This is a genomic window from Roseburia sp. AM16-25, assembly GCF_003473825.1.
Classification (GTDB): Bacteria; Bacillota; Clostridia; order Lachnospirales; family Lachnospiraceae; genus Pararoseburia; species Pararoseburia lenta.
Genome location: NZ_QUCW01000002.1, coordinates 549,635 through 564,878 on the forward strand (window position 1 = coordinate 549,635; position 15,244 = coordinate 564,878).

At 45.9% G+C, this 15,244-nt stretch carries 18 protein-coding genes; 17 read left to right on the top strand and 1 reads right to left on the bottom strand.

Annotation, left to right across the window (positions count from 1 at the left end):
- Positions 1-5 precede the first annotated feature (5 nt).
- Genes rpoZ through DW183_RS06600 form a run of 7 tightly spaced genes read left to right on the top strand, consistent with a single transcriptional unit; the run spans position 6 to position 4,328 of the window.
- Positions 6-266, top strand: coding sequence for a DNA-directed RNA polymerase subunit omega (rpoZ, locus tag DW183_RS06570; RefSeq protein WP_118281178.1), 261 nt, complete (start codon positions 6-8; stop codon positions 264-266).
- Positions 266-1,588 carry a 30S ribosomal protein S12 methylthiotransferase RimO gene (gene rimO, locus DW183_RS06575; RefSeq protein ID WP_118281179.1) on the top strand — a complete coding sequence of 441 codons (1,323 nt, stop codon included), beginning with the start codon at positions 266-268 and terminating at the stop codon, positions 1,586-1,588. Before rpoZ ends, rimO begins: the two co-directional genes overlap by 1 nt.
- Positions 1,585-2,127: a CDP-diacylglycerol--glycerol-3-phosphate 3-phosphatidyltransferase gene (pgsA, locus tag DW183_RS06580; RefSeq protein ID WP_118281180.1), complete on the top strand. Its 543-nt coding sequence runs from the start codon at positions 1,585-1,587 to the stop codon at positions 2,125-2,127. The genes rimO and pgsA overlap by 4 nt, the downstream gene beginning before the upstream one ends.
- Positions 2,127-2,609, top strand: a complete 483-nt coding sequence (locus DW183_RS06585) for a CinA family protein (RefSeq protein ID WP_118281181.1) — start codon at positions 2,127-2,129, stop codon at positions 2,607-2,609. Before pgsA ends, DW183_RS06585 begins: the two co-directional genes overlap by 1 nt.
- Before the next feature lies 1 nt (position 2,610).
- Positions 2,611-3,165, top strand: coding sequence for a 16S rRNA (guanine(966)-N(2))-methyltransferase RsmD (gene rsmD / locus DW183_RS06590; protein WP_118281182.1), 555 nt, complete (start codon positions 2,611-2,613; stop codon positions 3,163-3,165).
- 6 nt (positions 3,166-3,171) lie between these two features.
- On the top strand, positions 3,172-3,651 hold the full coding sequence (gene coaD / locus DW183_RS06595; RefSeq protein ID WP_118281183.1) for a pantetheine-phosphate adenylyltransferase: 480 nt from the start codon (positions 3,172-3,174) through the stop codon (positions 3,649-3,651).
- Between the two features lie 14 nt (positions 3,652-3,665).
- Entirely contained in the window at positions 3,666-4,328 is a 663-nt protein-coding gene (locus DW183_RS06600) for an ATPase (RefSeq protein WP_118281184.1), read from the top strand.
- Here DW183_RS06600 and DW183_RS06605 read toward each other — a convergent pair.
- Positions 4,315-5,250 (bottom strand): hypothetical protein, encoded by a 936-nt coding sequence (locus tag DW183_RS06605; protein WP_118281185.1) that lies wholly within the window; start codon positions 5,248-5,250, stop codon positions 4,315-4,317. The two genes, DW183_RS06600 and DW183_RS06605, sit on opposite strands and share 14 nt — an antisense overlap.
- Positions 5,251-5,281: 31 nt before the next feature.
- Here DW183_RS06605 and DW183_RS06610 point away from each other — a divergent pair, with 31 nt between their 5' ends.
- The 10 genes from DW183_RS06610 (at position 5,282) to hisIE (ending at position 15,225) form a co-directional block, all read left to right on the top strand.
- Positions 5,282-6,004 carry a pseudouridine synthase gene (locus DW183_RS06610; RefSeq protein WP_118281186.1) on the top strand — a complete coding sequence of 241 codons (723 nt, stop codon included), beginning with the start codon at positions 5,282-5,284 and terminating at the stop codon, positions 6,002-6,004.
- Entirely contained in the window at positions 5,973-6,617 is a 645-nt protein-coding gene (locus tag DW183_RS06615; RefSeq protein WP_118281187.1) for an HAD family hydrolase, read from the top strand. Before DW183_RS06610 ends, DW183_RS06615 begins: the two co-directional genes overlap by 32 nt.
- A gap of 14 nt (positions 6,618-6,631) precedes the next feature.
- Positions 6,632-8,563, top strand: coding sequence for a YgiQ family radical SAM protein (locus DW183_RS06620; RefSeq protein WP_118281188.1), 1,932 nt, complete (start codon positions 6,632-6,634; stop codon positions 8,561-8,563).
- 5 nt (positions 8,564-8,568) lie between these two features.
- Positions 8,569-9,519, top strand: a complete 951-nt coding sequence (locus DW183_RS06625; protein ID WP_118281189.1) for an RluA family pseudouridine synthase — start codon at positions 8,569-8,571, stop codon at positions 9,517-9,519.
- 2 nt (positions 9,520-9,521) lie between these two features.
- Positions 9,522-10,058 carry a Holliday junction resolvase RecU gene (locus tag DW183_RS06630; RefSeq protein ID WP_118281190.1) on the top strand — a complete coding sequence of 179 codons (537 nt, stop codon included), beginning with the start codon at positions 9,522-9,524 and terminating at the stop codon, positions 10,056-10,058.
- Between the two features lie 83 nt (positions 10,059-10,141).
- Positions 10,142-11,329: an ATP phosphoribosyltransferase regulatory subunit gene (gene hisZ / locus DW183_RS06635; protein WP_118281191.1), complete on the top strand. Its 1,188-nt coding sequence runs from the start codon at positions 10,142-10,144 to the stop codon at positions 11,327-11,329.
- A gap of 1 nt (position 11,330) precedes the next feature.
- Complete coding sequence (gene hisG / locus DW183_RS06640) at positions 11,331-11,987, top strand: ATP phosphoribosyltransferase (protein ID WP_118281192.1); 657 nt, start codon at positions 11,331-11,333, stop codon at positions 11,985-11,987.
- A 9-nt stretch (positions 11,988-11,996) separates the two neighbouring features.
- Positions 11,997-13,292 carry a histidinol dehydrogenase gene (hisD, locus tag DW183_RS06645; RefSeq protein WP_118281193.1) on the top strand — a complete coding sequence of 432 codons (1,296 nt, stop codon included), beginning with the start codon at positions 11,997-11,999 and terminating at the stop codon, positions 13,290-13,292.
- A 26-nt stretch (positions 13,293-13,318) separates the two neighbouring features.
- Positions 13,319-13,915, top strand: coding sequence for an imidazoleglycerol-phosphate dehydratase HisB (gene hisB, locus DW183_RS06650; RefSeq protein ID WP_118281194.1), 597 nt, complete (start codon positions 13,319-13,321; stop codon positions 13,913-13,915).
- Positions 13,916-13,941: 26 nt separating this feature from the next.
- Positions 13,942-15,225: a bifunctional phosphoribosyl-AMP cyclohydrolase/phosphoribosyl-ATP diphosphatase HisIE gene (hisIE, locus tag DW183_RS06655; RefSeq protein WP_118281195.1), complete on the top strand. Its 1,284-nt coding sequence runs from the start codon at positions 13,942-13,944 to the stop codon at positions 15,223-15,225.
- Positions 15,226-15,244: the final 19 nt, after the last annotated feature.

Here is a 15,244-nt window from a genome sequence, read left to right on the forward strand (position 1 = left end):
GAAACATGTTACATCCATCATATGTAGAATTAATGAAAGTAGTAAACAAGAACAGCGACGAGATCGGTGAAGAACCGGTAGTAAACAGCCGTTACAGCATCGTTTGCGCTACCGCAAAAAGAGCAAGACAGATCATCGACGGACAAGAGCCGCTGATCCGTGTATCTAAGGGAGAAAAGCCACTTTCTATCGCAGTAGATGAACTCTATCGCGGAGAATTACAGATCATCTCTGAGGATGATGAGGAGCAGGAAGAGGAAGCATAATGAAACTTCTTTTTATATCGCTTGGCTGTGATAAGAACCTGGTCGATACCGAGCATATGCTTTCTATGATCACAAAAGATGGCATTATCATTACCAATGATGAGAATGAGGCAGATGTCATCGTTGTCAATTCCTGTTGTTTTATCAGTGATGCCATGGAAGAAAGTATCCAGACCCTGATCGACATGGGCAGTCTCAAAGAAACCGCAAATCTCAAAGCTTTGATCGTGACCGGCTGTCTGGCAGAGCGTTACGCTAAAGAGATCGCAGAGCAGATCCCGGAAGTGGATGCCGTGATCGGCACTAATGCTTATGATGAGATCGTATCTGTCATACATGAGGTCATGGAAGGTCATAAGACCAGTGTCAAAAAGCCTTTGAACGGCTTGCCAAAAAACTATGCCGGCAGGACACTTACGACCGGCGGACATTTTGCCCACCTAAAGATCGCCGAGGGCTGTGACAAGCACTGTACCTATTGCGTGATCCCATCTATCCGTGGCAATTATCGTTCCGTACCGATGGAAGATATTCTGGCGGAGGCTGCATCACTTGCGGCAGACGGTGTCAAGGAACTGATCTTAGTTGCCCAGGAGACAACGCTTTATGGCGTGGATCTTTATGGCAAAAAAACACTGCCGACCTTATTAAAAAAGTTAAGCGAGATCGAGGGGATCCGCTGGATCCGTTTACAATATTGCTATCCGGAGGAGATCACAGACGAATTGATCAGGATGATGGCAGACAACCCAAAAGTATGCCACTATATTGATATTCCCATCCAGCATGCCAATGATGAAGTCTTAAAACGCATGGGACGAAAGACTTCGCAGGCTGACCTGCGCCGGATCGTTGGCGCACTGCGTCAGGCTATGCCGGACATCTGTATCCGCACGACTTTGATCTGTGGATTTCCTGGTGAGACCGAACAGGCACATGAGGAACTCAAAACGTTTGTCAGTGATATGAAGTTTGACCGTCTGGGCTGCTTTGCTTATTCCAGACAGGAAGGCACACCGGCAGATACTTTCCCGGATCAGGTACCGGAGGAGATCAAGCAGGTGCGTGTGGCAGAGATCATGGAATTACAGCAGGATATCTCGGCTGCCTGCAATGAGACCTATATCGGCATGACCTTAGATGCCTTTGTGGAAGGCAAGGTTGCAGACGAGAATGTCTATGTTGCCAGAACCTACCGGGATGCACCGGATGTAGACGGTTATGTTTTTATTCAGACGACCAGAGAACTCATGACAGGTGATATCGTATCGGTTCATGTGACAGGTTCGTATGAATATGATTTGATAGGAGAATTAGCATGAATTTACCAAATAAATTAACCATTTTCAGAGTAATTTTAATTCCGTTTTTTGTTGTATTTTTGCTCTTGGATCCGTCCAACCAGACCTATCGCTATATTGCAGATGCGATCTTTATCATTGCAAGTCTGACGGATATGTTGGATGGCAAGATCGCAAGAAAATACAATTTAGTGACAAATTTCGGCAAATTTATGGATCCGCTTGCAGATAAATTATTAGTCAGTGCGGCTATGATCTGCCTGATCGCAACAGGACAACTGGCTGCCTGGATCGTGATCGTTATTATCAGCCGTGAGTTTATCATCAGTGGCTTCCGTCTGATCGCATCCGATAACGGTATCGTTATTGCCGCAAGTTATTGGGGCAAGTTCAAGACCGTATTCCAGATGCTTATGATCATTGTTTTGATTGCCAATATCCAGATGCCTTTCTTTACGGTTTTAGGTACGATCCTTATCTATGTAGCACTTGTGCTTACCATCGTATCTTTGATCGATTATATCGTAAAGAATAAAGACGTATTAAAAGAGCAGAACTAATGCAGGATATCATAGAAAAAATCGTAAAAGAATTAGAAAAAGCACAGGCAACAGTTGCAGTTGCAGAGTCCTGCACCGGCGGAATGGTCAGTGCCAGTCTGGTCGATTATCCGGGCGTTTCCGCCTGTTTTAAAGAAGGCTATGTCACTTATTCCAATGAGGCAAAAGAGAAAAATCTCGGTGTCTTACATACGACTTTAGAAGCCTACGGCGCCGTCAGCAGGCAGACTGCAGAGCAGATGGCAGAGGGCGTGCGAAAACGGGCTGGAGCCACTTACGGACTTGCCACCACAGGCATCGCAGGACCGGATGGTGGGACTGAGGACAAGCCGGTCGGACTGGTATATATTGCGTGTGCCGGCAGCAAGAAAACACTTGTCAAAGAATGTCATTTTTCCGGTGGCAGGCAATGCGTGCGCAGGCAGGCGACAGAAATGGTCCTGCAATTATTACTTACATGTATCAAGGAGTTAAATTGCTAAGATGAGAGTGATTTCCGGTACGAGAAAACGTTTGCAGTTACATACGGTATCAGGCATGCATACCAGACCAACCCAGGACCGCATCAAAGAGACCCTTTTTAATATGATCCAGAATGACCTGTGTGATGCACAGTTTCTGGACGTTTTTGCAGGAAGCGGTCAGATGGGGATCGAGGCGCTCAGCCGGGGCGCGGCATGTGCTTATTTTATTGAGAACAACAAATTAGCCTTAGACTGCATCCATCACAATATCACGCATACACGTTTTGATGATGAAGCCTTTGTATTGCCGGGGGATGTGATTTATGAACTCCGCAATTTAGAGGGGCGGATGCAGTTTGATATTATTTTTATAGACCCGCCTTATCATGGTGGATATGAGCATGACGTATTAGAGACGATTGCACAATGTGATCTCCTGGCAGAGGATGGATATGTGATCGTAGAAGCAGATCTGCACACGGATTTTACCTTTGTCACGGATCTGGGCTATCAGATCTTAAACGAAAAGGATTACAAGACAAACAAGCATGTCTTTTTAGCAAAGGATGAGTAGAGACAAATGAAAAGAGCAATTTATCCGGGAAGTTTTGATCCGGTCACTTTCGGACATTTAGACATCATTGAGCGGTCTGCAAAGATCTTTGACGAAGTGATCATCGGTGTTCTCAACAACAGTGCCAAAAATGCATTGTTTACTGTCGAAGAAAGGGTTGCCATGATCGAAGATCTGGTTAGGCAGTATCCAAATGTGACCGTGGATTCTTTTGACGGACTTCTGGTCGACTATGCCAAGAAAAAAGAGGCTGCAGTCATCATCCGTGGACTGCGTGCCGTGACCGACTTTGAATATGAAATTCAGATTGCACAGACCAACAAAGTCGAGTATCCTGAACTTGAGACAATCTTTTTGACGACCGGATTGCACTATTCTTATCTGAGTTCGACCATTGTAAGAGAATTTGCTTCTTATGGTGGAGATATTAGTAGATTTGTACCTGCGGAGATCATTCCGCTGATTCAGGCAAAGTATAATTCATAAAAGGAGATTCTATTATGTCAAGTGGTATTGAAGAAATCATCGAAGAAATTGAAGAATATGTAGACGGATGCAAGCCATCTGCATTTTCTCCATCCAAGATCATCGTCAACAGAGACGAGTTAGAGAGTCTTTTGGAAGAACTGCGCACCAAGACGCCGGAAGAGATCAAGCGTTACCAGAAGATCATCAGCAATAAGGAAGCCATTTTGGCAGATGCACAGAACAAGGCAGATGCCATCATCGCACAGGCACAGATTCAGACCAACGAACTGGTCAGCGAGCATCAGATCATGCAACAGGCATATGCCAAAGCCAATGAGATCATTATGCTGGCGACCAAGAATGCGCAGGATATGCTGGACAAGGCAACAGAGGATGCCAACAGCATCCGTATGGGAGCCATTGCCTATACCGATGATATGTTAAATACCATCGAGAGCGTGATCTCCAATTCCATGGAGACAACACAGGCAAGAACAGAGACCTTCATGCAGACTATGCAGGGCTATCTGGATATCGTTGTTGCCAACCGTCAGGAACTGGCACCGCAGGAAGTAAAAGAGCCGGAAGCACCGGCAGACCAGCCGCAGACACCAGAACCAAAGGCAGAGGAGACGGCTTCTGAGGACAATGTACCGGCACTCGACATCCCGGAATCCTTCTTCAATAAAGAATAAAAAAATACAAGATGGTGAGCAGACCACTTATGAGGGCAAAGAGCAGGCGTTCTTTGATATAATTTCTCATAGAAAAGGGGGCGCCCATGCAAACGGACCAGGTCTGCATAGCCGTACATAAGCCGCCAAAGGAAAGCAAGGGGATGGCACACAGGTATTTGACCATACCGGATATTTCTAGTATGGATATCTCATGTATTCCGATTGTGATCTCCAAAAAAGCAAGTATGCATGCCCGAAGCCCGGTCGGCAGAAATTGGATTTCTTTAACAAAGGCACAAAAGATACCAAAAAGGATCAGATAACCGCCAAGAATGGTTATGGTTTCAAATCCATTCATGATAGCGACATTTAAGATTTGAAAGCAGTTTCGAAGTCTTGGTGTCGCTTTTCTTGTCGTTTTGCCATAGGATGTGATATGTATTTTTTGTTCTGTAGTTGCCTCTTTTTTAGAGAAAAAACATACAAGACAAAGGATATGGGGCAGGTATAAGAGCAAAAGGCTGATGCCAAAGAGGTCGGGAAGGTCCAGTTTTTTCGTCAGGACATAAGAGCCGACGAAGGACGGTCCGATCAGATTACAGTGGTTTAAAAGGATCTGTCCTTCCCTGGCATCGATGAGATTTTTTTGATAGAGGTCTTTTGCCATTTTTGCACCGATCGGTAGTCCAAAGGTCAGTCCCGCTAAGACAGCAAAAAGGATGCGGATTTTTTTCGCACGCAGGGGTGACATCCGGGCAAAGATATATTCCTGCACAGGATCCGACAAGAGGATATTGGATAGGATCATAAAGGGAAGTAGGGTCGGCAACAACTGAAAAAACCAGATATTGAGACCGCTAACGGCTCCGGAAAAGGTGATCTGGGGCTGACACAGGGCGATCAGGATGGCAATGATTACGAAAACAAGTCCAAACTTCATATAGTTAATCTATGAAAGTGATACAGAAAATATGATGCGATTAGATAAATTTTTGAGCAATGCAGGGATTGCTTCCCGGTCTGAGATCAAGAAAATACTAAAAAAGGGCGCGGTCCGCGTCAATGGAAATGTCGTCAATGACGGTAAATTACAGATCGATGAAACTGCAGATCAGGTCTTATATCAGGGAAAGAAAGTGGAATATGAGACTTTTGTCTATTATGCCTTCCACAAACCGGCAGGCTGTGTCTGCGCCGCCAGGGATGCCCTGCATCCGACGGTTTTTAACTATGTACCCATGAATGCAAAGCAAGATCTTTTTACGGTAGGACGACTGGATCTGGATACGGAAGGGCTTTTACTGATCACTAATGACGGTGCCTTATCCCACGCTTTGCTCAGTCCCAAAAAACACGTAAAAAAGACTTATCTTGCCTATTTAGATGCGCCGGCAGATCCAGCAGATATCCGGCTTTTTGCGGAGGGGATCGATATCGGCGAAAAAAGACCAACCAAGCCGGCAGAACTTGTCATAGACCAAAATGATCCGACACACGTCTATATCACGATCTCGGAGGGGATGTATCATCAAGTGAAACGCATGGTGCACGCATGCGGCAAGGAAGTCCTTTATTTGAAACGTTTATCTATGGGCGAGTTTAGTTTAGAAGATACTTTGGACAAGGGTGCTTATCGCACATTGACAGAAAAGGAAATGAATTATGTTAGAGAATATAAAGGCAGTACTCTTTGATCTGGACGGCACACTGGTCGACTCCATGTGGGTCTGGAGGCAGATCGATCTGGATTATCTGGGAAAGCGGCATCTGCAAATGCCTAAAAGCCTACAAAAGGATATTGAGGGGATGAGTATGCGGGAGACCGCCTGCTTTTTTCAAAAACAGTTTGGCATCACAGATGATATTGATACCATGATGGCAGAGTGGAATGCCATGGCAATGGATGCCTATGCCAATCATGTGACTTGGAAGCCTGGGGCAGAGGCATTTTTACAAAGACTGCGCAGGGACGGCATCGCCACAGGCATTGCGACCAGCAATTCCAAGGAATTGTTACAGGCAGTCGCAGATGCACTGGGAATGCAGGACTATATTGATTATTTTTTGACCGGAAATGAAGTAGAACGCGGAAAACCGGCACCGGATATCTATTTAAAAGTGGCAGAGCATTTAGGCGTGCAGCCCAATGACTGTCTGGTATTTGAAGACATCTGTCCGGGCATCATGGCGGCAAAAAATGCCGGGATGAAGATCTGCGCGGTCTATGATGACTATTCCAAGGACATCACGGCAGAGAAGAAGACCCTGGCAGACTATTACATTACAGATTACAGGCAGATCGACTAGAACAGGACGTTAGTATGGAAGCAATACATGATTTTTTACCGATTTCAAAAGAAGATATGAAAAGACGCGGCATAGACCGGTTGGATTTTGTCTATGTATGTGGGGATGCCTATGTGGATCATCCTTCCTTTGGGCATGCCATTATCACACGTCTCTTGGAATCCTATGGCTATAGCGTGGGGATCATTGCCCAGCCGGACTGGAAAGACGATGCGTCTATTTCTGTTCTGGGAGAACCGCGTCTTGGCTTTTTGGTTTCCGGTGGCAATATGGACTCTATGGTCAACCATTATTCGGTATCCAAAAAGAGACGACAGACTGATGCCTTTTCTCCGGGCGGTGTCATGGGAAAACGTCCGGATTATGCATCCATCGTATATTGCAACCTGATCCGCCGGACTTACAAGCGCACACCGATCATCATAGGTGGGATCGAAGGCAGTCTGCGCCGTCTGGCACATTATGACTACTGGTCAAATAAGGTCAAACGGTCCATTCTGATGGATTCCGGTGCAGACTTGATCTCCTATGGTATGGGCGAGCGTTCGATCATTGAGATCGCAGAGGCACTTGCCGCCGGCATCGACGTTAAGGATATCACCTATATCCGCGGGACAGTCTTTCGGACACAAGACCCTTCCTTTATCGAAGATGCCATCCTTTTGCCGTCTTATGAGGAGATTTCGACCAATAAAGAGGCATATGCCAAGAGTTTTTATACCCAGTATCAGAATACAGATGCCTTTAGTGCCAAAAAGATGGCAGAAGCCTATCCGCACGGTGTCTATGTGGTGCAAAATCCACCGCAAAAGCCGCTTTCCATGCAGGAAATGGATGATGTTTATGCCTTGCCTTATATGCGCACCTATCACCCGATCTATGAAAAAGATGGCGGGATCCCGGCTATTTCCGAGGTCAAGTTCAGCCTGATCAGTAACCGCGGCTGTTTTGGCGGCTGTAATTTCTGTGCCCTGACTTTCCATCAGGGACGCATTGTGCAAACGCGCAGTCATGCTTCCATTCTTGCAGAGGCAGAGTGTATGATAAAGGATAAGGATTTCAAGGGCTATATTCATGATGTTGGAGGCCCGACCGCCAATTTCCGGCACCCATCCTGCCAAAAGCAACTGACCAAGGGTGTCTGCATGAACCGCCAGTGTCTTTTTCCAAAGCCTTGCAAAAACCTGACGGTCGACCACAAGGATTATTTAAAACTGCTCCGCAAACTGCGTGCTTTGCCGGGCGTAAAAAAGGTCTTTGTGCGATCCGGTATCCGTTTTGATTATTTGCTGGAAGATCCGGATGATTCCTTTTTCCGGGAATTGTGCCAATATCATGTCAGCGGCCAGTTAAAAGTGGCACCGGAGCATATCAGTGACAATGTCTTAAAATATATGGGAAAGCCGCCGGTAGCCGTCTATGATCGCTTTAAGGATAAATACCGCAAGATCAATGAAAAGATCGGAAAGAAGCAATACCTGGTGCCATATCTGATGTCGTCGCATCCGGGATCTACCTTAAAGGATGCCATTGCTTTGGCAGAATATCTGCGGGATCTTGGTTATATGCCGGAACAGGTACAGGATTTTTACCCGACACCGTCGACCATATCGACCTGTATGTACTATACGGGGCTGGATCCGGCGACCATGGAACCGGTCTATGTGGCGCACAATCCGCATGAAAAAGCCATGCAGCGTGCCCTCATCCAGTACCGAAATCCAAAGAATTATGATCTGGTCTATGAAGCACTTAAGAAAGAACATCGGGAAGATCTGATCGGTTTTGATAAGCACTGTCTGATCCGCCCGCGCAAATTAGCGGAAGAAAGGCAAGGGCAGAGCCGTAAGAAAAAGCAGGATAGTAAATATCAATCCAAAGATAAGCGGCAGCATAGTAAAAAAGCCACGCAGCGACCACGCGCAAACAGGAAAGGAAAACGATAGGTCTTATGACAGAAATTCAGATTACTTCCGGTCAGGAAAAACAACGTTTTGATAAGTTCTTAAAGAAATACTTTAAGGCTGCCAGTGGCGGATTTTTATATAAGATGCTGCGCAAAAAGAACATTACCCTCAACAAGAAAAAGGCGGACGGATCCGAGATCTTACAGGCAGGCGATATGATCCAGGTGTTTTTCTCCGATGAGACCTTTTCCAAGATGCGGGGGCAGGAGGCGGTTTCTTCAGAATATCAGAAACTACTTCAAGTACCTCATGAGCTTCAAGTGGTCTATGAGGATGACCTTATGCTGATCGTCAATAAGCCGAGTGGAATGCTGTCACAGAAGGCAAGCGAGTCGGATATTTCTTTAAACGAGAGCATCCTTTCTTATCTGATCCATGAAGGGCTCTTATCAGAGGAGACTTATGCCGTCTTTCACCCGTCGGTTGCCAACCGGCTGGACCGCAACACCTCCGGGATCGTGCTTGCCGGAAAGACCTTAGCAGGGCAGCAGTTCTTATCGGATATTCTGCGGGATCGCAGTGCCAAAAAGATCTACCATTGTATCGTTCGCGGCAAAGTAGAAGAAGAGATGCATTTAAAAGGCTATCTGCTAAAAGACGAACGATCCAATCAGGTGCAGATATTTTCCGATGAAACACAAGATGCCAAGCCGATCGAGACAGCCTATCGTCCGCTTGTCGTAGGACCGGATGCCACGCTTTTGGAAGTGCATCTGATTACAGGGCGCAGTCACCAGATCCGGGCACACCTGGCATCTATCGGACACCCGATCGCCGGAGATCCAAAGTATGGAGATATGGTCTGGAACAAAAAACTCCGTCAGGACTTTTCTGTCAGATCCCAACTGCTCCATGCTTATTCCATCACCTTGCCGGATGGACGTACCTTTATTGCAGACGAACCGGAAATTTTTTCACAGATCATGAGAGGATAATTATGGCAACATGGCATTCCAGAGGATTGCGTGGATCGACCTTTGAGGACTTGATCAACCGCACAAATGATATTTACGAGAATAGTAATCTTTGTCTGATTCAAAAAGTACCGACACCCATCACGCCGATCAACATTGATAAGGATACCAGACACATTACTTTGGCATATTTTGACAAAAAAAGTACCGTCGATTATATCGGGGTAGTACAGGGGATTCCTGTCTGCTTTGACGCCAAGGAATGTCACAGCGACCTTTTTCCCTTGCAGAACATCCATGACCACCAGATCAACTTTATGCAGACTTTTGAAAAGCAGCAGGGCATGGCTTTTTTTCTGCTCTACTTTACCCAGCGCGACGAATTTTATTATCTGCGCTTAGAAGAAGTCATGCGCTATTGGAAGCGCGGGCAGGAGGGTGGTCGCAAGAGTTTCCGCTACGAAGAACTGGATCCCGATTTCTTCTTTCATGCAAAGCCCGGTATCTTTGTTCCTTATCTGGATCCTTTGCAAAAAGATTTATCTATGCGAGATGCTTGACAGTTGTTCTGTCTTTTCCTATAATATGGATAGTTTAGTTGTTTACCACTGCACCATGATAAAGTTTAAAGGAGCCATAAACTATGCAAAATAAGAGATTACATACCCCGGAAGGTGTTCGCGATATTTATAATGATGAATGTGAGAAAAAGCATTATATCTTAGACCGGATGCGACAGGTCATACAATCTTACGGCTATCGTTTCATTGAGACACCGACTTTTGAGTTCTTTGATATCTTCGGACAAGAAGTGGGTACTACGCCGTCAAAAGATCTCTATAAATTTTTTGATCGTGAGGGCAATACCTTGGTCCTGCGTCCGGATATGACCCCGTCCATCGCAAGGGCAGCATCCAAGTATTTTCCGATCGAGACCGAGCCGGTGCGCCTTTGCTATGAGGGTAATGTCTTTATCAATAACAACAGTTATCAGGGCAGGCTCAAGGAAAGCACCCAGTTGGGTGTCGAGTTCATCGGAGAAAATTCAGTCGATGCTGACGGCGAGATCATAGCCCTTGTCGTCAATAACTTAAAGGCTGCCGGCTTAGAACAGTTCCAGATCAGTATCGGTCATGCAGATCTTTTCCGTCAACTCATGAAAGCAGCAGATTTTGATGCAGAGGCAGAAGAAACCTTACGCGACCTGATCTTAAATAAAAACTTCTTCGGCGTGGATGAATTCTTGGAGCGTCATCAGGTAACAGATGATCTGCGCAGCCTCTTTTCCATGTTGGGAAAGATGTATGCCAGTCCAAAAGAATGGGCAGGGATGAATGAAATCGCCCTTCGTTTCCCGGGTGTAGCGGATGCCCTTTCTTATCTTCAGGAACTTTATGAACTTCTTGAAGTGTATGATGTGACAAAATATGTTTCCTTTGAACTGGGATTGATCAGTTCTTACAGTTATTATACCGGTATCCTATTTAGCGGCTATACCTTCGGAAGCGGCGAACCGATCGTAAAGGGTGGACGCTATGACGGGCTTTTGTCCTACTTTGGAAAAGAGGCTCCGGCGATCGGCTTTGCCCTTATGGTAGACCAACTTTTACTGGCATTGGAGCGGCAAAAGATCGCCATTTCGGCAGGACAGGAAGCAGAGATCATCCTATACACACCGCAGCAGAGAAAGATCGCTGCCACGACTGCAGAGGAACTGCGAAATGCAGGCAAGATTGTCCGCCTGCATCTGATGAATCTGGACAGCCACAGCATAGCGGATTACCGCCAGCGGTATCAGGGACAAAAGATCATTGTATTGGAGGACGAATAAGATGGAAGAACAAAGATATCTGACTTTTGCCCTGGGAAAGGGACGTTTGGCAAAGCAGACGCTTGCCACTTTTGAAAAGATCGGCATTACCTGTGAGGAGATGAAAGATCCGGGCACCAGAAAACTCATCTTTGTCAATGAAGATTTAAAACTCCGCTTTTTCCTGGCAAAAGGACCGGATGTGCCGACCTATGTCGAATACGGCGCGGCTGACATCGGTATTGTTGGAGAGGATACGATCTTAGAGGAAGCCCGAAATATTTATGAGGTTTTAGATCTTGGCTTTGGTAAATGCCGCATGTGCGTCTGCGGACCAAAGGAATCCAAGGAACTCCTGCAGCACCAGGAATTGATCCGCGTTGCTACCAAATATCCGAGGATCGCTAAGAATTATTTTTATAACGAAAAACATCAGACGGTTGAGATCATCAAGTTAAACGGTTCGATCGAACTGGCACCGATCGTGGGACTGTCCGAAGTGATCGTAGATATCGTAGAAACTGGCTCGACCCTGCGGGAAAACGGACTGGAAGTCTTAGAGGAAGTTTGTCCTTTGTCCGCGCGGATGGTCGTCAACCAGGTCAGCATGAAAATGGAATATGAACGCATCACCAAATTGATCGGTGAGTTAAAACAGGCATTATCAATCGAAGGGTAGGTATGGGATATGAGGATCTTAGACTTAAATAAAGAAACAACAAGCAATATTTTGGAATCTCTCTTAAAGAGAAGTCCCAACAGTTATGGCGAATACGAAGCACGCGTGGCTGCCATCATCGAGGAAGTGCGAAAGAATCGCGATGCGGCGGTTTTTTCCTACACCAAGCAGTTTGACCGTGCCGAGATCAATGCAGACAATATCGTTGTGACCGATGAGGAGATCAATGAGGCATATGCGACAGTTGCACCAGAACTTTTGGATGTGATCCGCAAGTCTTTGGTCAATATTCGCGCTTTTCACAGCAAGCAGTTGCAGAACTCCTGGTTCACCAGTGGCGAAAACGGCACGATCTTAGGTCAGAAAGTCACTCCTTTGGATAAGGTGGGCGTTTATGTTCCTGGCGGAAAGGCTGTTTATCCGTCTTCCGTTCTGATGAATGTCGTTCCGGCAAAAGTAGCGGGCGTTCCTCATATTTATATGACAACACCACCTGGGGCTGATGGCAAGATTGCTGCCTCTACCTTAGTGGCTGCCAAAGAAGCCGGTGTTGATACTATTTATAAAGTTGGTGGCGCCCAGGCGATCGCAGCCCTTGCTTTTGGTACGGAATCCATTCCGAAAGTAGACAAGATCGTTGGTCCCGGCAATATTTATGTGGCATTGGCAAAAAAGGCAGTGTTCGGTCATGTCAGCATCGACTCTATCGCCGGTCCGAGTGAAATCCTGGTTTTAGCCGATGAGACTGCAAATCCAGAATATGTAGCGGCAGACCTTTTGTCACAGGCAGAACATGATGAAATGGCATCTGCTATCCTGATCACGACCAGCCGTGCTCTGGCAGATCAGGTTTCCAAGGAGATCGATTATTTTGTGGCAAGATTATCCCGCAAGGCGATCATTGAAAAATCTTTGGAAAACTACGGTTATATCCTGATCGCACCGGATATGGAGACTGCCATTGATACGGTAAATGAGATCGCATCCGAGCATTTGGAGATCGTGACCAAGAATCCGTTTGATACCATGACAAGGGTAAAAAATGCAGGTGCTATCTTCCTTGGCGAATACAGCAGTGAACCGCTTGGCGACTACTTTGCAGGTCCAAACCATGTACTTCCTACCAATGGAACCGCCAAATTCTTCTCTGCCCTCAGTGTTGATGATTTTATCAAGAAATCCAGCATCATTTCTTATTCCAGAGAGGCGCTGGAAGATGTCTACCGTGACATTGTGCAGTTTGCAGAGTGTGAGCAGTTGACGGCGCATGCAAATTCGATTAAAGTAAGATTTGAAGATGTTTAAGATTAAGTAGAAAGTAGGGATAAAGGGTGAGTGATGTAAGACGCGCCCACTGTGTGCGCACAACAAAGGAAACAGATATCGATCTGACATTTACGATCGACGGCAGTGGCAAATCGATGATCTCCACGGATATCGGCTTTTTCGACCATATGTTGGAGGGCTTTGCCAGACACGGACTTTTTGATCTGGATGTAAAGATCAAGGGAGACCTGATCGTGGACTGCCACCATACGATCGAAGACTGTGGCATTGTTCTGGGGGAGGCTATCAAGCAGGCGCTGGGCGATAAAAAGGGAATCTGTCGCTATGGCTCCTGTATCTTACCTATGGATGAGACTTTAGTGCTTTGTGCCATAGACTTGTCCGGCAGACCTTATCTGTCTTTTGATGCAGAATTTACCACCGATCGGATCGGCTATATGGATACGGAGATGATCCGCGAATTTTTCTATGCCATTTCCTATAGTGCAGGCATGAACCTGCATATACAGGTATTAAAATCCGGCAACAATCATCATATGGCGGAAGCCATGTTCAAGGCTTTTGCAAAGGCTCTGGATGCGGCAACGACCAAGGATCCGAGAATCGCAGACATTCTTTCCACCAAGGGAAGTCTGGCTTAAAATCAATAGAAAGTGAACATACTAAGATGGAACACAAAAATATCGTAGCAACAATCTATTTAAAAGATGGGATGGCAGTGCGTGATCCAAAGCATACCGACGAAAAGCAGGATGTCTTAGAATTGGCACGCCTCTACAACGACAGTGGTATTGACAAGATCATTTGTTATGATCTTTCTTCGGAAGATGAAGAACATGAGAAAAACATTTTAGCCATCCGTGAGATCAACCGTAATATCGAGATCAAGACCTGTGGCGGCGGCAACATTAAGCGACTGGAAGATGTTAAGAAATTTCTTTATGCCGGCTGTGTGGAAGTCATTTTAAACGGCTCCAAGCCATCCGCGATCGAGATCTTAAAGGAAGCCAGTGCCCGTTTTGGAGCGGAGAAAATGCTGGTATCCCTGACAAATGTGGACTTTCTCTTTAAGACCAAGGATGTCCTGGAAGACCATGTCCATGAACTTGTGATCTATGATCGCACACTTTTAAACAGCATTGAGAGCATTACCAATGTACCTTACATTGTTGATGTAGATTCTTACAACTTTAAAGATGTGATCGACCTTTTAAAGTCTGACAAGATCCGTGGTATCTGTGGTTCCTTTATCAACGATACCCAGACCGATATCATGCAGGTCAAATGTGAACTTTCCGATGCCGGCATCAAGATGGACAATTTTGAGCCAAAACTTGCCTGGAGCGATCTGAAAGTAAATGCAGACGGACTGGTGCCTGTGATTGCGCAGGATTATCAGACCGGCGAGGTTCTCATGCTTGCCTATATGAATGAGGAAGCCTTTAACACGACGATCCGTATCGGCAAGATGACCTATTACAGCAGAAGCAGACAGGAACTCTGGATCAAGGGTTTGACAAGCGGACACACCCAATATGTCAAGTCGTTAACCGCTGACTGCGATTATGATACTATTTTAGCCAAGGTATCCCAGGTGGGCGGTATTGCCTGTCACACCGGCGCACCAAGCTGCTTTTTCAATGAGATCATCAAAAAAGAGTACACAGAACGCAATCCACTCAAGGTCTTTGAGTCCGTTTACCAGGTGATTGCTGACCGCAGGGAGCATCCAAAGGAAGGTTCCTATACCAATTATCTGTTCGATAAAGGTATCGACAAGATTTTAAAGAAAGTCGGAGAGGAAGCGACGGAGATCGTGATCGCTGCCAAGAACCCGGACAACGAAGAAGTCAAGTATGAAATGTCTGATTTCCTCTATCACATGATGGTCTTGATGGTGGAAAAAGGACTGACTTGGGAAGACATTACACGCGAACTTTCCCAGAGATAAAAGCGAGAGGAATTATACA